The sequence below is a fragment of the Psychrobacter sp. Sarcosine-3u-12 genome, assembly GCF_002836005.1.
GTDB lineage: Bacteria > Pseudomonadota > Gammaproteobacteria > Pseudomonadales > Moraxellaceae > Psychrobacter > Psychrobacter okhotskensis.
In genome coordinates, this window is sequence record NZ_PJBY01000109.1 from 234881 (window position 1) to 259911 (window position 25031).

General features: G+C 44.3%; 19 protein-coding genes. 9 read left to right on the forward strand and 10 right to left on the reverse strand.

Annotated features, from left to right (window positions below; all coding sequences use genetic code 11):
* Nucleotides 1-1023: 1023 nt before the first annotated feature.
* Both trmB and CXF65_RS12895 read right to left on the reverse strand, forming a co-directional pair.
* On the reverse strand, nucleotides 1024-1821 hold the full coding sequence (gene trmB / locus CXF65_RS12890; protein WP_101212380.1) for a tRNA (guanosine(46)-N7)-methyltransferase TrmB: 798 nt from the start codon (nucleotides 1819-1821) through the stop codon (nucleotides 1024-1026).
* A gap of 130 nt (nucleotides 1822-1951) precedes the next feature.
* Nucleotides 1952-2386 (reverse strand): hypothetical protein, encoded by a 435-nt coding sequence (locus tag CXF65_RS12895; protein WP_157824077.1) that lies wholly within the window; start codon nucleotides 2384-2386, stop codon nucleotides 1952-1954.
* Between the two features lie 472 nt (nucleotides 2387-2858).
* Between CXF65_RS12895 and CXF65_RS12900 the strand changes: the two genes are divergently transcribed.
* Complete coding sequence (locus CXF65_RS12900) at nucleotides 2859-3788, forward strand: DUF2628 domain-containing protein (RefSeq protein ID WP_101212384.1); 930 nt, start codon at nucleotides 2859-2861, stop codon at nucleotides 3786-3788.
* Between the two features lie 34 nt (nucleotides 3789-3822).
* Here the strand turns inward: CXF65_RS12900 and CXF65_RS12905 are convergent, their stop codons facing one another.
* Together CXF65_RS12905 and CXF65_RS12910 are read right to left on the reverse strand one after the other, a co-directional pair.
* Entirely contained in the window at nucleotides 3823-5682 is a 1860-nt protein-coding gene (locus CXF65_RS12905) for a monovalent cation:proton antiporter-2 (CPA2) family protein (RefSeq protein ID WP_025652434.1), read from the reverse strand.
* 89 nt (nucleotides 5683-5771) lie between these two features.
* Complete coding sequence (locus tag CXF65_RS12910; RefSeq protein ID WP_101212386.1) at nucleotides 5772-6476, reverse strand: hypothetical protein; 705 nt, start codon at nucleotides 6474-6476, stop codon at nucleotides 5772-5774.
* 201 nt (nucleotides 6477-6677) lie between these two features.
* On the opposite strand from CXF65_RS12910, the gene CXF65_RS12915 reads away from it, so the two are divergent.
* Nucleotides 6678-6992 carry a hypothetical protein gene (locus CXF65_RS12915; protein WP_101212388.1) on the forward strand — a complete coding sequence of 105 codons (315 nt, stop codon included), beginning with the start codon at nucleotides 6678-6680 and terminating at the stop codon, nucleotides 6990-6992.
* Nucleotides 6993-7056: 64 nt separating this feature from the next.
* Here the strand turns inward: CXF65_RS12915 and CXF65_RS12920 are convergent, their stop codons facing one another.
* The 6 genes from CXF65_RS12920 to gmk form a co-directional block, all read right to left on the reverse strand.
* Nucleotides 7057-8250, reverse strand: coding sequence for a cation diffusion facilitator family transporter (locus tag CXF65_RS12920; protein WP_101212390.1), 1194 nt, complete (start codon nucleotides 8248-8250; stop codon nucleotides 7057-7059).
* Nucleotides 8251-8410: 160 nt separating this feature from the next.
* The gene (locus tag CXF65_RS12925) at nucleotides 8411-10708 is read right to left on the reverse strand and encodes a primosomal protein N' (protein ID WP_198552010.1); all 2298 of its coding nucleotides are present in this window, start codon (nucleotides 10706-10708) and stop codon (nucleotides 8411-8413) included.
* 144 nt (nucleotides 10709-10852) lie between these two features.
* Nucleotides 10853-11233 (reverse strand): RidA family protein, encoded by a 381-nt coding sequence (locus CXF65_RS12930; RefSeq protein WP_025652439.1) that lies wholly within the window; start codon nucleotides 11231-11233, stop codon nucleotides 10853-10855.
* A gap of 176 nt (nucleotides 11234-11409) precedes the next feature.
* Nucleotides 11410-13596: a RelA/SpoT family protein gene (locus CXF65_RS12935; protein ID WP_101212393.1), complete on the reverse strand. Its 2187-nt coding sequence runs from the start codon at nucleotides 13594-13596 to the stop codon at nucleotides 11410-11412.
* Between the two features lie 474 nt (nucleotides 13597-14070).
* Nucleotides 14071-14331, reverse strand: coding sequence for a DNA-directed RNA polymerase subunit omega (gene rpoZ, locus CXF65_RS12940; RefSeq protein ID WP_025652441.1), 261 nt, complete (start codon nucleotides 14329-14331; stop codon nucleotides 14071-14073).
* Nucleotides 14332-14551: 220 nt separating this feature from the next.
* Nucleotides 14552-15178, reverse strand: coding sequence for a guanylate kinase (gene gmk, locus CXF65_RS12945; protein WP_025652442.1), 627 nt, complete (start codon nucleotides 15176-15178; stop codon nucleotides 14552-14554).
* 349 nt (nucleotides 15179-15527) lie between these two features.
* Between gmk and ispH the strand changes: the two genes are divergently transcribed.
* The 7 genes from ispH to fghA all read left to right on the forward strand — a co-directional run bounded on the left by ispH (nucleotide 15528) and on the right by fghA (nucleotide 24983).
* Nucleotides 15528-16484: a 4-hydroxy-3-methylbut-2-enyl diphosphate reductase gene (ispH, locus tag CXF65_RS12950; RefSeq protein ID WP_101212395.1), complete on the forward strand. Its 957-nt coding sequence runs from the start codon at nucleotides 15528-15530 to the stop codon at nucleotides 16482-16484.
* A 1-nt stretch (nucleotide 16485) separates the two neighbouring features.
* The gene (locus CXF65_RS12955) at nucleotides 16486-16731 is read left to right on the forward strand and encodes a hypothetical protein (protein ID WP_025652444.1); all 246 of its coding nucleotides are present in this window, start codon (nucleotides 16486-16488) and stop codon (nucleotides 16729-16731) included.
* Between the two features lie 149 nt (nucleotides 16732-16880).
* On the forward strand, nucleotides 16881-17696 hold the full coding sequence (locus CXF65_RS12960; protein ID WP_101212397.1) for a thioesterase family protein: 816 nt from the start codon (nucleotides 16881-16883) through the stop codon (nucleotides 17694-17696).
* Nucleotides 17697-18170: 474 nt separating this feature from the next.
* Nucleotides 18171-19703: a catalase gene (locus tag CXF65_RS12965; RefSeq protein WP_101212399.1), complete on the forward strand. Its 1533-nt coding sequence runs from the start codon at nucleotides 18171-18173 to the stop codon at nucleotides 19701-19703.
* 448 nt (nucleotides 19704-20151) lie between these two features.
* Nucleotides 20152-22161: a molecular chaperone HtpG gene (gene htpG, locus CXF65_RS12970; protein WP_227523272.1), complete on the forward strand. Its 2010-nt coding sequence runs from the start codon at nucleotides 20152-20154 to the stop codon at nucleotides 22159-22161.
* 346 nt (nucleotides 22162-22507) lie between these two features.
* Nucleotides 22508-23989 (forward strand): C13 family peptidase, encoded by a 1482-nt coding sequence (locus CXF65_RS12975; RefSeq protein WP_101212401.1) that lies wholly within the window; start codon nucleotides 22508-22510, stop codon nucleotides 23987-23989.
* 103 nt (nucleotides 23990-24092) lie between these two features.
* Nucleotides 24093-24983 carry an S-formylglutathione hydrolase gene (gene fghA, locus CXF65_RS12980; protein ID WP_025652450.1) on the forward strand — a complete coding sequence of 297 codons (891 nt, stop codon included), beginning with the start codon at nucleotides 24093-24095 and terminating at the stop codon, nucleotides 24981-24983.
* Nucleotides 24984-25031 lie beyond the last annotated feature (48 nt).

The window sequence follows — 25031 nt, forward strand, 5'->3', positions numbered from 1 at the left end:
TCCTTTTATTCAATAATTATTTTGAAATGGTAAATAAGATGTCTTTGCTACTATATAACGCTAGGGTAGTGAGGCTAATAATAGGAATGACCTAAATCATAAGAAAGATTCAGCCTTTAAATAGGCTAGCGACGTTGTAATAGGTGGTAATTAGTAAGTAATAGCTAATATATCACTCTACTATACAGTAAAATTAAATAATGAGATAAGTAAAAAAAAGTTCATAATCATCTATGATTATAGGAGGCTTTGGCGTATCAATAGTGAATTAATTAAAGCATATGCTTTGTGCTACTATTGATTAGATAAGGCAATTATAACAAAATCCAAGGACTGGCTTTAGGGTTAGGAAACGCTAAACGACACTAATTGTCGCGTGATAAACAACGATGACTTTATACAAACCATGCTAGCATTTATCTGTTATTTCAGACCGGATAACAGGGTGGTTTGTCAATAGATTTATAAGTTGTCCACAGCGAATAATCAAAGTTTATTCGTCGTGTGTGAAACATCTTTGATAATTGAATAATATTTAAAAATATTAAAAATAAATTATTATGATTTCAAATGATGTCTAAGATATTGAATATTAAGGGTTTTTAAATTGTATAAAAAATGAACGATTTTACCTAACCCTTTAAGCTGCCTAGGAAAATTCTTGTCAAATGGTGACTTATACACAGGGTTATCCACAGCTTATGGGGAGAACTCATGCAGCCCTTATAGTATCAATGTTTGTATGGATAAGTAGGAGCAGAAAATCACTCAGTTATACATTTTTGCTATTATGCAACTATTTCTTCTTCTGTAAATTTCGTCGAAATGGCTATGTTTCACATATTGCTGCTTTGTTAATTTGGATAAATAAAATTCTTCAAAGCACCTCAGACAGAGGGTTCAGCCAATTAAACGCTACATATATTTAGATAGAATGAGGAAAAGCGATACCGATAGTACAAAAAAGCGGCTAGATATCTTAGCCGCTTTGTCAAAAAACCATTAAGGGTAACGTGGTAACGTTTACTCTTTAATATAGATCAAGTCCCAGACACCATGTCCGCGCTCTAAACCACGGCGCTCAAACTTGGTCATTGGACGAAAGTCAGGGCGGTCTGTGAAGTTGCCTGCGCCTGCTTGGTTGGTTAGCCCTGAAAAACCATCTAAAACCTCAACCATCCAAAAGGCATAATGCTCCCAGTCGGTTGCCGTATGGAACCAGCCACCTTGCTTTAAACTGCGCGTGACAATCGCCATACGCTCAGGACTGACAAAACGGCGCTTATAATGGCGCTTCTTTTGCCATGGGTCAGGAAAGTAAAGCTGGATGCGGTCGATATGGTTTTCTGGTAATTGCTTGAGTAATTGAATAGCATCACCGTTAATGATTTTGACATTGTTTAGCTCTTGCGTACCTGCCATATAAGCGCATTTACCGATACCTGGCTCATGGACTTCGACGCCAACGAAATTGCGCGTCGGCTCTGCGGCGGCCATCTCGATGAATGAATCACCCAGCCCAAACCCAATCTCTAAAGTAAGCGGAGCGGCACTGCCATTAGGGCTATCCGCGAATAACACCCGCAAGTCCTCGATGCCGTCGAGATTGCCATCACCGAAGCTATTATTGACCAAATAATGCGCAAATTCTGGATCAGTAAGAGCCATTTCGGCATTCTTATTCATGTGCGTACGCCGTTTCATAAAGGTATTAACAATACGAATATGCTTATCATTTTGTGAAACGGGCTCGATGGCGATATCAGGTTCAGCCACTTGGCTTATAGCGTTTAATTTATCGGTATTAGAAGACTGGTTCATAGGGGCACTAAGACTTTAGAAAGTTGCGAATATGAGCGTATTATAGGTTAAATATCAGCAAGTGTGAACGCTCAATTATTAGACGCTTGCCAATACCGTAAAATGCTTCCCAGCCCCTTCCGAGCTTTTTCTAAGTCTCCGTACATAATTTTAAACCTGCAGCGATGATATCGTCTGTAGGAGCTTTAGAGTCAGCAGATGCTAAATAATTTTTATCTGTTTCAGTGTCTGTAGCAACATCGCGCCAGACTGTATCTTTTGCCCTAAGTATTTTCATTTGCGGCTTATCAATGTTTGTATTTGAATCAGCATTGAGAGTATAACTCTCTCCACTGGGGGTTATTATGGAAATAATGGATTTATTATCAATGTCATCACATCTTATTATTACTGTCTCGACGGCAAACGGCCATTGCCCTACAAAAGTGCTTTTATCCAAACCTAGCTCATTGTTATAAGGATCAGATATTGCACTGATATTAATAATGATAAGGGTTGTAGCAGTAGCAATTAGAACGGTAATAGCGATAATAGTTATGATTATATTGCGCTTGAGTGTAAACATGAGAGGCTCACGAATCAAATGAGGGTAAGAGCTCAGTCGCTCTATGATTGGCTTTTGCATCAGTTTATACTAGAGATATTTTATAAATATGAAATATTAATGAAGAATATAGAGATTGTATTTAGGGTCTGTTGAACATTCAAATGTAGAACTGGCAGTGGCTATTTTTTAGACAATACGCAGTGAAATTTTTGACGCCCAGTCATTCTAGGTTAGATAATTTCGCTATGTATTGGCAAAAAATAGCTCTGCCCTAAAAGGCTGATGCTAAAATCACCCCAAACGTTGTTGTAAACCTAGCTAAGGTCTCGACATTATCGTCGGTTTACGCCTGATTTGATAAAAGGTTTGGGACGATTTTAGCAATCAGCAGTCCTGATATTTGAATGTTCAACAGACCCTAATATAATTATTCGCTGAAGAGTGTCTTACAGTGATTATGAATACGCTTTTTATTTGAGAGCCTACTGTTATGTTATTTATTGAGACGGACTCGCCACCACCGTTTTACCAAGAACAGCTGACAGCTGCCAAGCGTGAGCAGTTGGACAAATGGTTTATCGGTCATCGTACCCAGCGCTATTATCTCAAGCGCTTCGCAGAGTTTGATGAGCAAGGTTATCTGTCGCCAAAATGGCACTGGGCCGCATTTTTTATTACTTTTCCTTGGCTGTTATATCGCAAGCGCTATATGGATGCAATTGTTTACAGCGTAGCAGGCTGGTCTTTTATTCAGCTTAATGTTGCTATTGTGCTGGTCACTTTTGAATTTGTAGCGATGTCTTATATTCCAGATGCATATCAAATGGCAACGCGGCTGGGTATTGCAGCGATTATTTGGCTGTTTTGGGCGTCTATGGTGGCACGTTGGACAGACGCTTATTACTACCGGATGGCACGGCGCGAAATCGCTGATGCGATTGAGGATCATCCGCGAGACGAGGCGGCGCAGCAAGCACATCTGCGCCGAGAGGGCGGGGTCAGTTTATTTGGTTTGGGCTTGGGATTTGGGCTCTTTGCTTTTGCTTTATTGGTGATTAAGGTGCAGTTTTTACCTATTATTGCGAAGCCAAAAGCCAATGAGGTATTGTTTAACGCTTATGACATCACCAAGACGACGCAGAATCGTGTGGCGGTCATTTACCAACAGACCGGGCAGTGTCCCATTGATTTGCCATTTAACATAGATGATCCGCAGGTGCTGGTGCGTATTGATACTCAAGTGCCGGGCGTTCCTAAAACAGATTGTGCCGTCATAGGAACGATTCATAACGTTAAATTCCCACTGCGTTATCTCAATGAGCAAACAGTGGCTTTTTATCATGTGAAAGATAGCAACAGTTGGCAATGTACCAGCTCGCTAAATGAAAAACTTGCGCCGCCAAACTGCTCACCGGATTAAACGGCAATTATCCCTTGGGGTTAGTAGCAATATCCTAGTTTTCATCAACGGGCGCTGCTTGGTTTTTTAGGGCGTCAGAGAACTCACTCAAGTCCATCTTACGTGCCTTACCAATATCCTCATCGAATAAGCTCTCAAGCTCTGTCATTGAGGACTGTACTGACTCTATCAGGCTGGCCTCATCATCATAGATGGCTTGCTGACGCTCAATCAAATCATCATCATAGTCACGGAAAGTTTGCACGGTTTCGCGCGCTTTTTCAGGAGAGATGCCAAGCAGCTGCAAGGACTCACGCGACATATCTAAAGACGATAAATAAGTCTCACGCCAGATATGACGAACCCCAACTTCACGGAGACGGTAATAGTGCTGTCGGTCACGAGCGCGTGCCAAGATAATTAAGTCAGGGTAGTTTTTGCGCAGGTATTGAGCGGTGGTAATAGAGCGCTCTAGGTCGTCAATCGCCAGAATAAAGACGCGGGCTTTTTTGATACCAGCGGCGCGCAATATCTCAGGGTTTTTTGGATCGCCGTAATAGACTTGGTTACCAAAGCGCCGGACGAAATCCACCCGATTTGCAGAGCGTTCGATGGCTGTAAATTCGATATTGTGCATGCGTAATACGCGACCGATAATCTGACCGACACGACCAAAACCAGCGATAATAACCTGATGCTCATGATCAGGAATGGTATCGTACTCACGGCTGGGTTTGCTTTTGGCGAATAACGGCTCTCCTATTTTTTCTAATAATAAGAATGCCAGCGGCGTCAGCGCCATAGAGATGGTCACAATGAGGTTTAGGGTGTTTGCCAGCTCAGGTTGCAAGACATTTTGAGCGGTGGCCACACTGAACAAAACAAATGCAAATTCACCGCCTTGAGCAAGAGTAACCCCTAACCTGATACTGGTTGGCCAGCGATTGCCAGATATTTTTGCGATAGCGGTGACCACACTGAACTTGATAAACATCAATGCCATCGCACAGCCGATAATAAAGATGGGCTTGGCCAAAATGAGTTTGACATCAGTCAGCATTCCGACCGACATAAAAAATAGCCCAAGTAATAACCCTTTAAAAGGTTCAATACTGGCTTCTAACTCGTGACGGTACTCCGAATCCGCCAGCAAAACCCCAGTCAAAAATGCACCAAGCGCCATCGATAGACCAATCTGCCCCATCAAAATAGAGACGCCCATGACGATAAATAGAGCAACTGCGGTTAATAATTCTGATGCGCCACTAGATGCCACAAATTTAAAGAAAGGTCGGATGATATAGCGGCTAGCAAAAATAAGTCCGGCGAAAACCGCAAATACTTTGCCGAAATAGATTAAGTCGTAGCTCTGCTCGCGCACCCCTGACAAAAACGGAATAACCGCCAATAAGGGAATCACGGCAATATCTTGGAATAACAAGATGGTAAACGCTTCGCGACCATGGGTACTAGATAGCTGCTGTTTTTCGGTCAGTATTTGTAGCACAAAAGCAGTGGAGGAGAGCGCTAAGCCGAAGCCGACGATAAAAGCCGTATCGAGTGGTAAGGAGAAAAATTGATAGAGGATACTCATCAATAAGGTGCCAGACAGACCGACTTGTAAGCCACCAAGGACGAATATTGAGCGGCGTAGCGCCCAAAGCCGTGAAGGCTGGAGCTCAAGACCAATGATGAATAGCAGCATCACCACGCCAAATTCAGAAAAATGTAATAAGCTCTCAGCGTCGCCCGCCACATCTAGCGCACTTGGTCCTAATATCAATCCGGTGATTAAATAACCAAGGACGGTCGCAATACCAAAGCGTTTGCCAAGGGGTACAAAGAGCAGGGCAGCTCCTAAGAAAATTGTAGCTTGTAACATTAAATTTGGTGAGCCGGCGGCGGCAGCGAACATCTGGAATCCTCAAAATTGGCAAAAAAATAAGCAATGTAAAACAGTCAATATAAAACAAGAAGGACAATAATAAATAACGCTAGCATACTTTATTTTTTGCGATAAATCTTCCACACGCCGTTATCAGCAAGCGGATTGTTATAAGCATCATTACGACGCTTACGCGGTGTCTGCCGACTGTCTATCATCTTAAAATTGGGCAGTGCATGAACGATAAGTCCAGTGCGATAAAAGCGCACACGTTCGGGCTCTAGCATCTCACCCATACTATCGCGGCAAAAGACGTACGCACGCAAGTCAATAAATTCACGATGTGCGACTAAACGCGCCTCATCATCCTTCTCCAATACGGCAGCCATACGCGCAATCTCATCAGCGCTATAATCCCCGCATTTATCAGTAAGTGCACCTACTGAGCCAAAGCTCTTAGATTCTTTAGCATGAGTTTTGGTTAGATGCAGGCGCTGAACATGATAGATAAATTGAGGTATCTCGAGGCTGGCAGGTAATGGCAGATAATCGGGCGGTAGATTGGCCGCCGGATAAAAGGCCATCGCGCGTTCGAGCAGCGTCTGCCAACGCTGTTGATAGGCTTGGACTTCGGCTAGATTGCCTTCATAAATAGGCATATCACGGATTTGACACAAAATATCAGGCGGGAACTGCGCATCTCGAAAGCTAGCAATGTCTTCTTGCAGCGTTGATAGCAATGTTTTGGCATGCTTTTTACCCTCGCTTGAGATAGGGTCATCAATGTAGCTAGGAGCAACGAAAGGAGCTGAGCGTCTCGACATGGCAAAAGGTCATCAATTGGTTATGAATAAGGGTTTTAAGCCTTAAGTATACAGAATTTATAGGAAAAATATGGCGGCGCGGCCAAATTTTCCATTATTTTTAACATGCTCTTACAATGATAAAAATCTGCCTGATATAAGCTGATTTGCAATAAAGGTCTTTTATTTATCTTTTTTAAGCCACTTTTTAGGCGCTTTTTTATGAATCATCATTCACCTCCTTCGTCCATATATGATAACTGGCGTGGCTTATTAGAAACTGTTGGTAAAATAATTTTAAGGATTATCGGTGCAGGACTGGCGCTGCTATTTGGGTTTTGGTTAATAATGGCATCCAATATGGGACCGGCTTATCTGCCGCACCTCATGAACGGTGCGCTAGATTTTTGGATTCGCATGACGTTGTTAGGGTTGGGGCTAAGTATTTGGCTAATAACAGCGCTGTGGATAATTTGGCTGATGCTGCGTTATTGCCAGCACTTTATAAAAAAATATCAATTAAAACGTCGCTCATAACTGACAGCTAGATAGGCGACGTCTTAATTAATACTTATATGATTTAATATTTAATGTCTTATGCTTAATGGTTGTGACCAATATGATTATTGGTATCAGTCGCCTGCTGTGAGATATCGCAAACTAAAGCATCGCTATGCGTCTTGGTTTGCGGATGCGCTAAGCTTTCAACCTGAATGGTCGCATGGTGAATATCAAGCTCAAGGAGGCTGTGCTCTAAACTGGTAATCAGGATACTGGATTCATAAATACTCATTTCGCCATCGACGACCACGTGACACGATAGGGCGTTGAGACCGCTGGTGATACTCCAAACATGCAGGTCATGGACTTGTCGCACTTGCGGGTGAGCAAGTAATTTGTCTTCGACCTCAACTAGCGATATACCTTCTGGCGTACCTTCCATCAGGATATGGACCGAATCACGGACGACGCGGTAACCACTAAACAAAATCAGTATGGCGACAATCACCGAGGCCGCCGCATCCGCCCAAATCCAGCCAAAGCTCATCATCAAAAGCGCGGCAACAATAGCGGCAACCGAACCCATTAAGTCACTTAATACATGCAAATAAGCACTTTGCATATTCAGATTGACCGGTGCTTTACCCTCATTTTTTCCTTGACTGTCCTCGTTACTGCCTGCATGACTGTGACCATGCGCATCTGTGCCCCGACTGCCACGGTGCATCAGCCAAGCGACCAAAATGTTGACCAACATACCAATGGTAGCAACGATAAGCATACCTTGGGTCGCAATCTCAGGCGGCGAATTAAAGCGCTTAATCGCCTCATAAAAAATCATGATCGCAATAATAACCAGCGTCGCACCATTGACTGTTGCCACTAAAATCTCAAAGCGTTTATAGCCAAACGTCTTTTGATGAGTGGCTGCTTTTTCACCAATTTTGAACGCCATTAACGTCGCGCCAAGGGCTACGGCGTCACTGAGCATATGACCAGCATCAGACAATAGCGCCAAACTGCCCGTGAGCCAGCCACCGATGGCTTCGATAAACATATAGCCAGTAATAATGATAAAACTAAATAGCAAGGTACGCTGATAGCCTTTGGTATCGCGCGGTGCGACCGTCTGTTCTAGGTGTTCATCGTGGTCGTGATTGTCTTGATTATTATCAGTATAACTGTCTTTAATATAATGACCTTCTGCATCCTTTTGACCGTGCTTATGATTATCAGCGGCAGCATTCTCATGAGAATGGTCATTCTTTTCAGATTTTGGGTGATTTTGATTCATAACAACACTCAGGATGATGGAAGGTGAAATTTGATTGCTTATAAAGCTGTGCTTGCTGTATCTAGGCGGTAAACGATAAATGAACTATTTCTAATAGCGTTCTTTAGTAACGGCGAGTTATAGAGGAGTAGTTGGGCTTATAAAGAGTAGTAGTTGGAAGTTACCAACCAACAGGGTCAATATCCAAGGTCAGCTTCAGGTATTTGGCGCTTGGCAAGGTAAGTACAGGTTGCCACCAATGATTTAATACCCGATGCAATTGCTGTCTGTCTTTGCCTAACAGCAGTAAATGCACGTGGTAGCGACTGTTCTTTTTACTCATTGGCGCATCGATAGGACCGAGGACAGCAAGATTATGCCCATTTGGCAAAATAGCAATCGCATCTTTAAGCGTTTGCGTCGTGGCGGCAAGAGTTTTGCCTTCACAGCGTATTAGGGCAGAGTGGCTATGCGGCGGCAAGCCCATCATTTTACGCTCTTGCAATAGCTCACGAGCAAATGAAAGATAACCATCTTTTACCAATTTTAATAACAGCTCATTATCGGGCTGCAGCGTTTGAATCAATACGCGCCCCGATTTATCACCGCGACCGGCACGCCCTGCGACTTGAATCATGAGTTGTGCAGTATGTTCCGGTGAGCGAAAATCGGCTGATAAAAAGCCACGATCAGCATTGGGCAAACAAACAAGCGTAACATTAGGAAAATGATGACCTTTGGCGACCATTTGCGTACCAACTAATATGGCAGGCTTGCCTTCATTGATACGTTGATAGATATTCTCCCAGCTGTCTTTACGTCTGGTGGTATCGCGATCGATTTGGATAATAGGGTAAAGCTCTTTACTGGTTTGCGGATTGGCAAAAATCGCATGCAAGTTTTCGCTGAGCCTTGTAGTGCCCATTCCTTTGGCATCCAAATTTTGACTGCCACAATCAGGACAAACCGTTGGAATATAGGCTTGCCAATCGCAATGGTGGCATTTTAAATATGAGCTGCTTGAATAGGAATTAGATGGCGATTGGCTATTATAATGGACAGTTAAATGGGCATCACAGCGCGGGCAATCTGCTTGCCAACCGCAAGCTTCGCATAGCAAAACTGGTGCATAGCCGCGACGATTTAAAAATATTAATACTTGATCGCCAGCCTCTAGTGTTTGCCGTATTGCGCCGATAAGCGCATCGGTCAGACCAGTATCATAGCGTGCGCCTTCGTTCGTCGTTTGTTGATGCGTACTTTGCAGGCGCGCATCAATCAGCTGCATGCTGGCAAGCTTGGCATTACCGGGGCGAGTTTGCAATTGGCACTCTACCAGTTTACCATCATCGACCAGTTTTAGATGCTCAAGAGACGGGGTGGCGGTCCCAAGTACGACGGGGATATTGGCTTGTAATCCGCGATAAAGCGCGACGTCAGCGGCATGATAGCGCAGCGTATCTTGCTGCTTATAGGAGCCATCATGCGCTTCATCAACCACAATTAAGCCCAAATCTGCAAAGGGATAGAGCACCGCTGAGCGCGTTCCAATGATAATTTGCGCATGACCGGTACGGCAATCTTGCCAACCTTGCAGGCGATGGGTATTGTTCATACCCGAATGCAATAAGACAATATGAGCGGCAAAGCGACTGGCAAAGCGCGCGCGCGTCTGCGGCGTGAGTCCAATCTCTGGCACCAAAATCAAAACTTGCTTGCCGGCTTCTAAGACCGCTTGCATCGCTTGCAAATAAACTTCGGTTTTGCCACTACCGGTAATACCGTTTAATAAAAATCCCGTGTAGCGCTTAGCTTCGTGGGCAGCAATGATAGCGTCGACAGCAAGCTGTTGCTCATCGTTCAGATCAAGTGGCATTTTCGCGAGTTTGACAGGGGCAGGTGCTTGTTTTGGCTCAATATAGCGTTCGATAAGGCCTTTTTCTTCCAGCGTCTTTAAGAAGGCTCTTTGCATGCCTTCCAACAACAAAGTATCTTCACTCGCACCGCGTTCGCCATGCAGTTTAAGCATATCGAATTGCTGCTTTTGTTTTTTGGCATTGGCACGAAAGTCATCATCATTCGCATGCGGCAAAATTCGCCAATGGGTAATCAATAAGTCTAGCGGATTGCCTTGACGAACGAGGGTGGGCAAGATGACTGCTAATACATCACCGAGTGGATAGTGGTAATAACTCGCCAGCCAATAAGCCAGCTTTAGCATGCTGGCGTCCAAAATCGGCTCGGCATCTAAGCACTTATTGATAGGTTTGAGTTTTTTTATTGGTACGCTGCTATCTGCTGCAGCGATATGAGCAATGACGATACCAATTAAAGTCTGACGACCAAATGATACCTCGACGCGGCTACCAATTGGCGGTAGTTGTGATGCAGCCTCATTTAGTGAAATGTTCATATCTGCCGGTAGGCTATAATCAAATACCCGATAAAGGGGCACAGGCAGCGCAACTTGTACCAACATAAAATGCATTCCTAACTTTTGGGTATCTAAATAATAAACTCGATGAGGATAATAACAGTAAGCCCAAATAATGATATTTGGGCTTACGCTAACAACCGTTATTTTGACGCATTCACTTAAGCATTCAGTGTAATAACTTCCGTATTATTCAATGTATAGTATAGACTCAATTTCAACCACACCGCCTTTAGGTAGTGCGGCTACTTGTACCGCTGCACGGGCAGGGTATGGCTCGCTTAAGTTGGCAATGAATACCTCGTTTAAGGTGGCAAAGTCATTCAAATCAGTCAAAGATACATTGAATTTAACCACGTCATTTAGACTGCCACCCGCGGCTTCACAAATGGCTTTAATGTTTTCAAACACTTGCTCAGCCTGTGCTTTAAAACCCTCGCGCAGTTCCATGGTTTCAGGATCAAAACCAAGCTGACCTGAGATATAGACGGTGTTACCGACCTTTACTGCTTGTGAGTAAGTACCAACAGCGGCAGGAGCTTTATCTGTTTGAATGGTTTGACGACTCATATTATATCCTTAACGTATTTTTTTCGTTTGATTGATTGGATTTACTGACTAAAAACGAAGTAGCAAAGTTTATCATTGTTTTGGTTTTTTCTAAAAATTAAGGCTAACTCTATAAGGGTTTAGTGCTTCTTCAATCAGCAAAAAAGTTAGGTATTAAGCATTAATAGCGCTTATAGCTATAGCTGATAAAGTCGCATAATATTAGGAAATCCCAATAGTGAGCGCAGCTCGCGAATGCCTTGTGCTAAGTGATTGCGACTACGCACCACAATATGGATGATGGTGTCAGTATGGCGCACATCGACCGTTTCGACCCCCATATTTAACTGGCGCAGATGGTAGATAACCTCGCTAATTTGTTCGTCGCTGAGGGCAAGAGACAGCTTTAAATAAGCCGAAAAACGGACTTTGCTAGCGTGCTCACCGGACTCATTTTGTTTGATGGCCTTATCATTGCGCCAGCGCAGCTGTATCACTTGGTAAGGGTTGTCCTTACGAATATCATCGAGCGAAAAGCATTTATGGCGATGTACCACCAAGCCATGACGCGATAAATGGCCAACGATAGGGTCGCCATAGATCGGATGACAGCAATTGGCAAAATCAAGCTCAACCCCTGAGGCGTTGACGATCAATTGCTGCGGTTGCGCCGTATCATCGCTGTGTTCTTTGGCCTGCAAGTCACTGACTTCATCGCTAAATAGCCGCGTGACTACCAGCTGAGGCAATAGCGTACCCGAGCTGATCTGCTCAAATAGCGCACTTTTTTCTGCCAGACCGCGCCATTCTGTCAAGTTTTTCCAGTCGCTATCGGTTAAATCATCGAGACTTTTTTGATAGGTTTTTAGCGCGCGATCCAAGGCTTGTTGACCGTGGTGCTGCTTATCAGCTGCAGATAAATCTTTAAACCAGCGTAAAATCTCTTCACGAGCTTTATTGGTTACCACAAATCCTAACCATTCGGCTTTTGGTTCCGAGTGGCTATTCACTTCTATCTCGACCAATTGACCGTTTTTGACCACCGTACCCAGCTTGGCCTTTTTACCATCGATATTGGCACCAACGGCGACATTGCCGACCATAGGTCCAACAGCGTAAGCAAAGTCAAGCGCTGTGGCTCCTTGCGGTAGCTCATAAGCACGACCTTTTGGGCTATAACAGATGATTTTGCTTGAATGCAAATAATCCATCAGCTCATTAATCGTCGAGACCGCAGCGGTAAAGTCAGGGCTGTGTTGATTAAGGCTGTCCTCATCCACCAAGTCCTTCATATTGCGCAGCGATGCTTGAATGACTGATTGGCTGACATCGGAGGCGTGTTCTGCGCCAATGACGCCCAGCCTTGCCGCATTTTGCATCTGTTTGGTCAAGATAGTGACTTTTACAAAGTCGTTATCGCGCTCATAAATAAGGGTCAGTGATTGGTTGCCACCTGGTAATGGACGCCGAATATTGTCAGCGATATGGCCGTCATCGATCTGATATTTTTTGATTAGGTAATAAGCAAGCTTGTCACATTCTTCGATACTATCGAGCACAATCTCAAAAGCGTAGTGACGGAGCAGGGCATTAATCTCACCGCGATTACGGAAAAACTGCCGATATATCACCACACGATTGTCTAATACTTTCACGAGGCCATTGAGCCCTAGATTATTTAAGACAATAGTCAGATAGCTATGAATGGCTTCTCTTTGGAAGTTTCGTCCCAGCCCATGTTGCAGTAGTTTATCCGAAATCTTGTTATACATCTCAGAATCAAGATTTCGATAACATAGCACCTCGATATAATCGGCAATGTCATTGAGACCCATCAGACGGGCAAATGGCACATAAAAATCTAATGTCTCTTGCGCCGTGGTGCGCTGTTTTTCGGGGCGTACCGCATCCAGCGTCGACATATTGTGTAAGCGGTCGGCCAGCTTAATAATGAGCACTCGTGGATCAGCAAGGGTAGCCGTCAGGATTTTATGAAAGGTAGCAGCTTTATTCTGTTGCTTATTATGGGACGAGGATTTTAGTTTGGTGACCCCATCGACCAGCCTCGCCACGACTTTGCCATAACGCTGCTCAATTTGCTCATCACTGACCTCGGTATCTTCGACCGTATCATGTAAAATCGCCGCAATAATTGTATCTCGATCTAAGCGAAAGCCCGCCAATATCTCAGCGACCGCCATCGGATGAGTAATATATGGCTCCCCTGATTTACGCTTGTCTTTAATGTGCGCAATATCGCCGAACTCACAAGCATCAATAATGTCACGGCGTTCAGCAGCAGTCAGATAGCCAACTGAACGGAGCAAATTATATTGAGCATCATCGACTAGGTGATGACTGAGTTTGGGGAGGGTTTGACTCATAAAGTGACGATCCTATTTTCCATTATCTATCATTGATTGAGCGCTGTTAAGGTAAATGGTGACTGAATGAATACTAATCTATCGTTAAAAAAATAATATCGGTGCATGGATATATGGATATAAATGCAACCGCATGCAAGCTGTACTAGCGTATCGTTCACAAGGTTGATACTGTCACGCTTTTAAATTGCAGCGACCATATCATAAAAGAAAACGATCATTGTAAAAGAGCGCGATAATTATAATAGAGAGCAGTAGAAAGGCTAGACCACCCTCTAATTAATCGTAAATCGCCTTCAATGTCAACTGCTAAGCACAGGTGCTAGGAAAAAATTCATAAATTCCAACCCAATGGTACGATTTCGGGTATAAATGGCATTGGTAATCGGCAAAAGAACACTTGTATAAACGAAAAACCACAGCATAAGCTGTGGTTTTATCATCGATATGCAGATGCGTTTCGAGCCGTTCTTATTAAAAGCTATGATCGCCTGACAATGCTAAGTCTAGTGAACTCGTGGCAAAGTTATGCTCTGGCTGATTTAGAATGTCGCGGGTGATTTTGCCAGCAGCAATTTCACGTAGAGCCAGTACCGTAGGCTTGTCGTTATCGACTTCAACCAACGGCTCAGCGATACCTTTGGCCAACTGACGGGCGCGCTTACTTGCGACCAAAACCAGCTCAAAGCGATTATCAACATTATCCAAACAATCTTCAATCGTCACTCGTGCCATAAATACCTACCTCGGTTGTTTTTATCAGTCACGGGCATGGCCCGCCACTCAATAAAAATAATATCAAAAATATAAAGGGGAATAGCTAGACATTGTAGCATTTTTTGCCTAGGTAGGTGGTTGCTTTTTATGTCTGCTGCTACTTATATCGAAGGCGACGCGCACAATGCTCAGATAAGAGGGCAGATAGTGCGATTTTAGCCTTCACCTATTTTTCCGGTTACTCTTCTACTTTGGGATTGAGTAAGTTGGTAATGGTGCGATGATAACGCTGCTGTTGACGTTTTAAGGTCTGTCTATCGGCGACGATAATGGCCTTTAGCTCAGTCAAGGCGACTTCGAAATTGTCATTAATAATGACAAAATCAAAATTCACGTATTGCGCCATCTCTGTTACCGCGCCCGCTAGGCGTTGCTCTATGACTTCCAGGGTATCTTGCGCGCGAGTCGATAAGCGCTGGCGTAAAGTAGCAATACTTGGCGGCAGAATAAAAACCATCGTCGCATCGGTAAATATTTTTTTGACTTGTAGCGCCCCTTGCCAGTCAATCTCCAAAATCACATCGACACCGGCGTCTAACTGCGCACGCACGCTTTGTTCTGAGGTGCCATAATAATTACCAAACACTTCGGCGTGTTCCAAAAATTTATTGTCACCGATAGCAGCCACAAATGTATCAACATCAGTAAAATGATAATGATGACCATCAATTTCACCGGGACGCGGGGCGCGAGTCGTGTGCGACACACTGACGGTCAAGTCATTGGTGGTGGCAAGTAGCTGCTTTACCAATGAAGTTTTGCCCGTGCCGGAGGCGGCGGTAATAATAAATAATGAACCTGTCATACAATGTTTCCTAATGGAGTGCGTCCTGATGGAGTACGTCTTAGTAAAGTGTGTGTTAGTAAACCGCCAAAGCGTCAAAGGCTGGTAAAAATATAAAATGCCATCATGTAAGGTTAGAGAAACCGTAACCGCTGTATAATTATAAACTGCTTTTGGTACTTTTATTTTTTAAAGACCAACCGTTATTTTTTAAAGATCAACTGTGTCTATTACGACTGCGACGGTGGTATTTTAAAAGGCAATAAAAGCAAATTATGCTAAAGTAGGGTATTGAATGCATCCCAACTTTTGAACGTTAAACTTTTGACGTTAAGCTATAAATACAAATTATCTAATGATAGGCCATCTTATGCAAATTTATCTTGCCAATCCACGTGGATTTTGTGCTGGTGTTGATCGTGCGATTGCGATTGTCAACGAAGCGTTGATACGCTTTGAGCCCCCTATTTATGTCCGTCATGAAGTCGTCCATAATAAATTTGTGGTCTCGGATTTGGCCAATCGCGGTGCCGTATTTGTCGAAGAGCTACATGAAGTGCCGGATGGAGCCATTGTCATTTTCTCGGCGCATGGGGTCTCAAAAGCGGTCGAAGATGAGGCGACGCGTCGTGACCTGACCGTCTTTGATGCCACTTGCCCGCTCGTTACCAAAGTACATATCGAAGTCGCTAAATTTGCCCAAGATGGCATGGATGCGGTATTGATCGGCCATGCAGGTCATCCTGAAGTAGAAGGCACGATGGGACGCTTTAATCGTCGCCATGGTGGGGAGATTCATCTGGTCGAAAATGAAGCCGATGTCGCAAAGCTAACTGTGCAGGATGGCGAGCGTTTGGCATTCGTGACCCAAACGACCTTATCGATGGATGATACAGCTCGCGTCATCGATGCCTTGCGTGACAAGTTCCCTAGTATCGAAGGGCCGCGTAAAGACGATATCTGTTACGCCACCCAAAACCGCCAAGATGCGGTCAAAGACTTGGCCAGTCGCTGCGAGATAGTATTGGTCGTTGGTTCACCAAACTCATCGAACTCCAATCGCTTGCGTGAATTGGCAGAGCGGATGAACTGCCGTGCTTACTTGATAGACAATGCTAGCGAAATGGATAACAGCTGGTTCGACGGTATCGACAGTGTGGGTGTCACCGCAGGGGCTTCAGCGCCAGAAATATTGATTCAAGAAGTGTTGCAGCAGCTACAGGATTGGGGTGGTGATTTACCGAGTGAGCTATCAGGGATCGAAGAAAACGTTACTTTCAGCTTGCCCAAAGCGTTACGTATTCCGGTCACACAAGTGGGTAAATAACATGAAAAAACAGAAAAATAAATTCGTACTGGCAGAAGCCTCTGTTGAAGACATTAATAAGCAATTGAAAATCAACATGCTGGTCATTGTCGTACTGATATCGATGTTGGTTCTCAACACCGCGCAATTTATGAAGGATTATAGTCTGTTATATGCTGTTCTCATTGCCATCATGGCTTTTTTCCTCTTTATAATGGCTAAGAGTCGCACGCTGCTTACTATGAGAAAGCAAGCGCTTACTAAATAAACAGTAAAGGTAAGCGCAGTCTAAAAATTACCAGCGGCTGTTTAACACGCTCTGGTAAAGCGTATTTTTTATATAACCATCACCACTTCTCACGGCAGTCAAAAGCGCTGGATGAATGAGAGGGATTCGATTGAAAATCAAGGATATCCATGTCAGCTTATTACAACTTTATTAAACGCGAGCAGCAAAACGATGGTGTGGTAGTCGCCTATTACCAACCAACGAAGAACGTCCAAGGTGCTTGGAATGAGCATGAGCAACATATGGCACCAGCCACAGGAATACTGACCGCTGAGCTCAGTAAATATGCCCCGCAAGCAAATACGCGTATTGCTCGTATTAGCCTTGACATCTTGGGACTGATACCCTTTGATGACTTTACCATTACCACTCGTTGTATTCGTCCGGGTAAAACTATTGAGCTGGTTGAGGCGGTCATGAGTAGTGGCGGTCGTGATGCAATTATTGCACGTGCATGGCGATTAATGACGCAAGATACCAGCGAGATTGCAGGGCTAGAGGATCAAAAAGCGCAGTATCAACCTGAAGCGTTAGCGGACTGGGATGGGATGAAAGGTTGGCCAGGTGGTTTTATTGAAACAGTGCGCTTAGTCACTGATGCCGATCGCCGTGCTGGTCGTGGTATGGTCTGGATCACCAATGATGTTGAAATGGTAGCAGGTGAGCCAACAGATGATTTGGTGCATTTATTGGGTATGGTCGACACTGCGAATGGTGTAGTACCACGGCTTGGCCTTGGCCTCACAACGTTGGAATGGATGTTTCCCAATACAGATTTGCAGATTCATATGCATCGCTCACCGCAGGGTCGTTGGCTTGGCATTGAAGCTGTACAACAGTATGGCGCTGACGGAATAGGGCTTACCAGTGCCGTATTACACGATATACATGGGCCTTTTGGTCGTAGCGAGCAGATTTTGACAATTCGTCCCATGCCTCGTTAATTGCTAAGCAGTATGTAAATAACTAGGGCGCGTCCTCAATTCAAGCGATTGTATCTAAATGGGCTAAATCTTGCCGAACATCGTCAAATAGCTGATTAATATCTCGATATTATTTGCGCTATTTTCCTCATTTGACTGCAATTTATCTCATTTTTATGACCATTTGTAAAATGAGGACACGCCCTAGCTTTTAATCAAAGTTACCCAAAGAAGTAAAGCAATTTAAATCGGTCAAAACAAGCCAGATTGTTCTGAAAAACAAAACCAAAGCATGTAATTAATTAATTATACAAATAAATGGTAATCGGTTGTAATAGCATTCAATAACAGAATCTGACCACCAATTAGACATTACCTATGAAAAAAACAATCCGTTTTTCGAACACGCTGACAACTATTCTGGAACTGTTGCTTGAGGCTTATTCAGAATAGATTTTGTACTTTAATGCATTTAACTTTCAAAGGAGTATCACTATGAGCAATGACATGAGCGCTAAAAAATGTCCTTACGCACCGACCCAATTGACCATGGGCAATGGCGCACCAGTTGCTGACAACCAAAACAGTCTTACCGCCGGCAAGCGTGGACCACTATTGGCACAAGATATTTGGCTAAATGAAAAATTGGGTAACTTTGTCCGTGAAGTGATTCCAGAACGCCGTATGCATGCCAAAGGCTCCGGCGCATTTGGGACCTTTACCGTCACTAATGACATTACCAAATATACCCGCGCTGATATTTTTAGCGAAGTCGGTAAGCAAACGGAGATGTTTGCGCGCTTTAGTACGGTGGCAGGCGAGCGCGGTGCGGCTGATGCCGAGCGTGATATTCGCGGATTTGCGTTGAAGTTCTATACCGAAGAGGGCAACTGGGACATGGTCGGCAACAATACGCCAGTGTTCTTTTTACGTGATCCACGTAAATTCCCAGACTTAAATAAAGCCGTTAAACGCGACCCACGTACCAATATGCGTTCGGCGACCAATAACTGGGATTTTTGGACTTTACTGCCAGAGGCATTTCATCAGGTTACTATCGTGATGAGTGATCGCGGTCTGCCCGCATCGTATCGACACATGCATGGTTTTGGCTCGCATACCTACAGCTTTTGGAATACAGCCAATGAGCGTTTTTGGGTAAAATTCCATTTCCGCACGCAACAAGGCATTAAAAACTTGACCGATGCAGAAGCGGCGGATGTCGTTGGTATGGATCGTGAAAGTCATCAAAAAGATCTGTACGATGCCATCGAAAATGGCGACTTCCCGAAGTGGAAAATGTATGTGCAAATCATGCCAGAAGCTGAGGCTGACACTGTCCCTTATCACCCGTTTGACTTGACCAAGGTCTGGCCAAAAGGCGACTATCCGCTGATCGAAGTGGGCGAGTTTGAATTAAACAAAAACTCTGACAACTACTTTGTCGATGTGGAGCAAGCCGCATTTGCGCCAAGTAACCTAGTACCAGGTATTAGCGTCTCACCAGATAAAATGCTACAAAATCGTTTGATTAACTACGCTGATGCACAGCGTTATCGTGTTGGGGTCAATCATCAGCAGATTCCGGTGAATAAGCCACGTTGCCCTGTGATGAGCAATCATCGTGATGGTCAAGGACGCGTCGATGATAACTACGGCAGTCGTCCGCACTATGAGCCAAACAGCTTTAGCCAGTGGCAAGAGCAGCCTGACTATGCTGAGCCACCATTAAAGATTGATGGCGATGCCGCGCATTATGATTTCCGCGAAGACGACAGCGATTATTTCAGCCAACCTAGAGCGCTGTTTAATTTGATGAGCGCTGAGCAGCAACAAGTACTGTTTGAAAATACTGCTGGCAACCTATCAGGTGTGCCTGACTTTATTCAGTATCGCCATATTCGCAACTGTAATTGGTGTGACCCCGCTTATGGCGCAGGCGTGGCCAAGGCATTAGGCCTAACGGTCGAGGACGCAATGGCAGCGCGCGCGACTGATCCTGCCCGTGATTTACCTAGTTGCTTATAATTATTCAGACGGTTATTAATGATTTAGGCAGTTATCAACCTTGATATTCTAGGGCGTGTCCTCAATTCAACCGATAGCAATCTAAATGGGCTAAAAATGGTTAAATCTTGCCAAACATCGTCAAATAGCTAGGTAATATCTCGATATTATCTGCACTATTTTCCTTGTTTGACTGCAATTTACCTCATTTTTATCACCATTTTTAAAATGAGGACACGCCCTAAACATTATGCCAATAGATTGCTGATACAAAAACACCGCTTTAGGAAACTAGGGCGGTGTTTTTGTTGAATTGAACTTTTTAGCTTGAAATTTTCCGCTGCGCCCCTATTAGTATAAACAGCTTAGCGGTATCCAAATCGTGCTTTTCTCATATCCATTTGAGCAAAAATGGTTTGACTGCTGCTGTTTTACAATAAGTTTTTGACATAAATTAAAGGAGTTTTTTATGAGTGAACAGACCCAAGCGGCTAATAAAAATGCTGATGACATCAACGTTAATAAAAGCAGCCCTGAACTAAAAAAACATACTTTTGAAGCAGAAGTGGCGCAGTTGCTACATTTAGTGACGCATTCTCTGTATTCTAATGCCGATATTTTTGTCCGTGAGTTGGTCTCAAACGCCTCCGATGCTTGCGATAAGCTTCGCTTTGAAGCCACCAATGATGACAGTTTGTACGAAGACGATGGCGAGCTACGTATTCGCATTGCTGTTGATGAAGACGCCAAAACCATTACCTTTACCGATAATGGTATCGGTATGAATGAAGCGGATGCCATCGAAAACTTAGGAACGATTGCCAAATCAGGTACCAAAGCATTCTTAGACAAGCTGTCTGAATCGCAAAAGCAAGAAGGTCAATTGATTGGTCAATTTGGCGTTGGTTTCTATTCAGGCTTTATCGTGGCAGATACGATTAGCGTAGAATCACGTAAAGCAGGCGAGCCTGCTGATCAAGGCGTACGCTGGGTATCAGATGGTACGGGCAGCTTTACCGTTGAGCCGATCAATAAAGCGACGCGCGGCACTGCCATTACTTTGCATTTAAAAGAGCAATATAGTGAGGGCGAAGACAATTATCTAGATCGCGGTAAAATCAAGCGTTTGGTGAATAAATACTCAGACCACATCAGCTTGCCGATTCAAATGCGTAAAGAAGTTTGGCAAGAAGATGTAAAAGAAGAAGGCGACGCTGATGAACAAGCCTCTGCTGGCGGCGAGATGGTGTTGACTGACGAATGGGAAACCATTAATAAGGCCAGCGCGCTGTGGACACGCTCAAGCTCTGAGATTGAAGATGATGAGTACGTCGATTTTTATAAAAACATCTCTTATGATATTGATGCGCCACTAGCATGGACGCATAATCGTGTCGAAGGCCGCGTGCAGTATACGCAGCTATTATATATCCCAAAAAAAGCGCCGGTAGATTTATACACGCGCGAGCAGCAACATGGGCTTAAGCTGTACGTCAAACGCGTCTTTATCATGGACGAGGCAGAGCAGCTGCTACCAATGTATCTGCGCTTTGTCAAAGGGGTGATTGATTCAGCTGACTTGCCATTGAACGTCAGCCGCGAGCTATTGCAAGAATCGCGTGATGTGAAGTCTATCCGTGATGGTAATGCGCGCCGTATTTTGACCTTGCTAGCTAGCCTTGCTAATAGCGAAGACAGTGATAAGCAAGAGAAGTTCGCGCAGTTCTACGCTGAGTTTGGTGATGTCATCAAAGAAGGACTGGGCGAAGATATGGGCAATCAGGAACGCATTGCCAAATTGCTACGTTATGCGACCAGCACCCAAGACAGTGTGACCACCAGCTTTGAAGACTATAAAGCGCGTATGAAAGATGGGCAAAAGGCCATCTATTATATAACGGCTGACAACTTGGCGGCGGCAAAGAACAGCCCACAACTTGAGCTATTTAAGAAAAAAGGCATCGAAGTTATCTTGATGACCAGCCGTGTCGATGAATGGGCGATGAACTTCTTGACCTCATTTGATGAGACCCCGCTACAAAACATCGCCAAAGGGGCGGTTGATTTGGGCGACTTGCAGGACGAAGCTGAAAAGGCTGAAGCTGAGAAAGCGCAAGAGACCATGAAGCCTGTGGTTGATAAGCTAAAAGCAGCATTAGGCGAGCGTGCTAAAGACGTGAAAGTGTCTACACGCTTGGTCGATAGCCCAGCCTGCCTAGTCGTTGGTGAAGGTGAGTTGTCACCGCAAATGATTCAAATGCTCCAGCAAATGGGTCAAGATGTGCCAGCGAGTAAGCCGACGCTCGAGGTCAACCCTGATCATCCATTGATTAAAAAGTTAGAGAGTAGCGAGCAGTCTGACATCGATTTTGACAAGCTGGCGCAAGTGATTTTTGACCAAGCATTGTTAGCAGATGGCGGTCAATTAGACGATCCCGCTGCTTACCTAAAACGCGTCAATGAGCTATTGATGAGATAATGTTTAGTTGTTGATATAAAAGGAGGTCTTGCATGCAAGGTCTCCTTTTTTTATGCTATTTCTGCCTTGATTTAAGCGATTTTTTACAAATCAGCCTTATCCTCTTAACCGACAATCCGTTACAATCGCGATAGATTAGCAAGCTAGACTATTGAGTATAGAACATTGATTCTAGACCATTGGTTTACGCTATTCGCTTCTTATAATTATTCTATAGTGAGTCAAATATAAAATAGATTTGTGTCAGCCGCGTAAAAATGCAATTGAATACTATGAAACGGCTGCTGCATCAAAAATTTATTATTGGCTCGCTTTATTTCTTTCGACTGGCTAGAGGTCTAAGTCTTTGTCACTTGCGTCGCTAAAAACCGTATCGCTTCAGCGCTTTTCACTTAATTTCGCTGCCAATATTATTGCAACCTTATGGATGCTGGTGGGGTCAACACGGGCGTTTTCTTGGGTTAAGCCCACCTTTATTCAGTTTGCGGTATTCGCGCTATTGGCACTTGGTAGTAACGTGCTTTTTTCGTGGCTGGCTGCCGAAAGTGGCAGTATTTTTAATGAGCAAGGGTTGGTCAGTTATTTAATCTGGCCGATGATTATCTTATTGAGTGGTATCATTTTGGCTAGGCGCGCGGGCAATCAAGCGCTGGTTTTTGTGCCGGTGGTGCTATGGTTGGTTGCTGACACCTTGTCGGCCTTGTTACAAAGTCTGGTGCAGTTTTTTGGCAGTTATGGTTGGCTGCCGGACTGGAGTTATTCATTTTTACCCATTCTGTTTTTAGTACTGTTCTTATGGCAGACGCTTGCCTTATTGTGGATTTTTTCTCGTCGCCTGCGCACACCATGGTGGGAGCGTATTATTGTGCTGGTAGGCGCAGTGGCGCTATTGACGATTTGGCAGCGCAATGTCGCTGATCAGCCCATATTTAAGCAAATTCCCGTAGAGCCTGTGTTAGCAGAAGCCGCATTGTACGAGCAACCAAGGCTGTTACAACAAGCGCTGGACGGTATTGATCCAAGTGTCGATGGCAAAACCGACTGGTATTTTATGGGTGTGGCGGGCTTTTCTGATCAAAACGTTTTTCGCTCTGAGATTAATAAAGTACGTGAGCTGTTCGATGTGCGCTTTGGTACCAGCGGTCATTCGCTTGCCCTTATTAACAATATGTATAGTTGGCTCGATGAACCGATTGCGACCAAGACCAGTATTCTACGTGGCTTAAAAAGAATGGGTCAGCAGATGAATGCCGATGAAGACGTGTTATTTCTCACGCTATCCTCACACGGTAACGAAAACATTGTGCAATTGGCCAATCCGCCTCTAGCTATGGATAACTTAGATGCTGCCTGGTTACGTGAAGCGCTAGATGCTTCAGGCATTCGCTGGCGTGTCATCGTCGTATCAGCGTGTTACTCAGGTTCATTTATCGATGAATTGGCGTCTCCAACGACGGTAGTGATTACTGCCTCAGCGGCTGATAAAGCTTCGTTTGGCTGCACCAATACCGCAGAGATGACTTATTTTGGGCAAGCCTTCTTTGCTGAAAGCCTGCGTGAAAATACCAGCTTCGAATCTGCTTTTAAAGATGCTCGTTTGCGGGTGACTGAGCGCGAGAGTGTGATGGGTTTTGAGCCATCAGAGCCGCAGATGGTGATTGGTAGCTTAATGGAAACCGCCTTGCCAGCATTTGAGCAAGTATTGTTTGATAAAACCCGTCTACCAATTGCCGGCATTACCAATAGTGCTGGCTCTACTGCCGTAAATATCGTACCTGATGCTGCTGCTTCAAATACAAGAGTAGAGGCTACCAATGATATTAATTAACTATTTAAGTGTTATATGACTGATTATCAATGCGCTTTTTGCCTTATAAAGCATTTTTCACAAGCCATTGTTTATTTTACCTTGGATAAAAAGGACGTTAATGATGAATAATACTTATAATAAAAGCTTGTCTGCTAATAGCCAGCTCACGCAACAGAGTGTGAACCGCTGCTTTGATGGCGAGCAACATTACTATAGTCATGAGTCGACAGCGACTAAGACACCGATGACATTCAGTATTTATCTACCAGATGAGGCGCTGGCAGGGCGGTTATGTCCTGCGGTTTTATATCTATCGGGTTTGACCTGTAATGCCGATAACGTCACCCATAAAGCGCATTTTCAACAAAAATGTAGCGAGCTTGGCATGATATTTATCGCGCCAGATACCTCTCCTAGAACTAGTGAGGGCAGTGAAGTGCCGAACGATGAGCGCTATTTTGTTGGTCAGGGCGCGAGCTACTATGTGGATGCCACCCAGCAGCCTTGGTCAGACAACTTTAATATGCAAAGCTACATCGTCGATGAGCTATACGATTTGCTACGCTCAGAATTTCCTATTCATAGCGTTGGCATTACTGGACACTCGATGGGTGGTCATGGGGCATTACTTTTAGGTTTTAAATTCCCGAGCAAGTTTGTCAGCGTCTCCGCCTTATCGCCTGTCTGTGCTGCCAGTGAGTCAGCATGGGGGCAAGCCGCCTATACTGAGTATTTCGGTGAGGACCACTCACTATGGTCGCAAGCAGATGCATCGCAGATGATCGAAAAGGTCGGCCAGCAGTATGCCAGCATCTTGGTTGACCAAGGCGCTGCGGATAATTTCTTGGCAGAAGGTCAGTTGCAAACAGCCAAACTTCAAGACGCTTGTATAAAAGCCAAGCAGCCTTTAACATTGCGTTATCAGGCAGGTCATGACCATAGTTATTATTTTATTCAGAGTGTTATCAACGACCATATCGAACATCATTGGCGCATGGCACAACTTAGCTAAGCGTTTATATTGAACTCTTTTCAATAAGCCGCTCAACACGCGCTAATG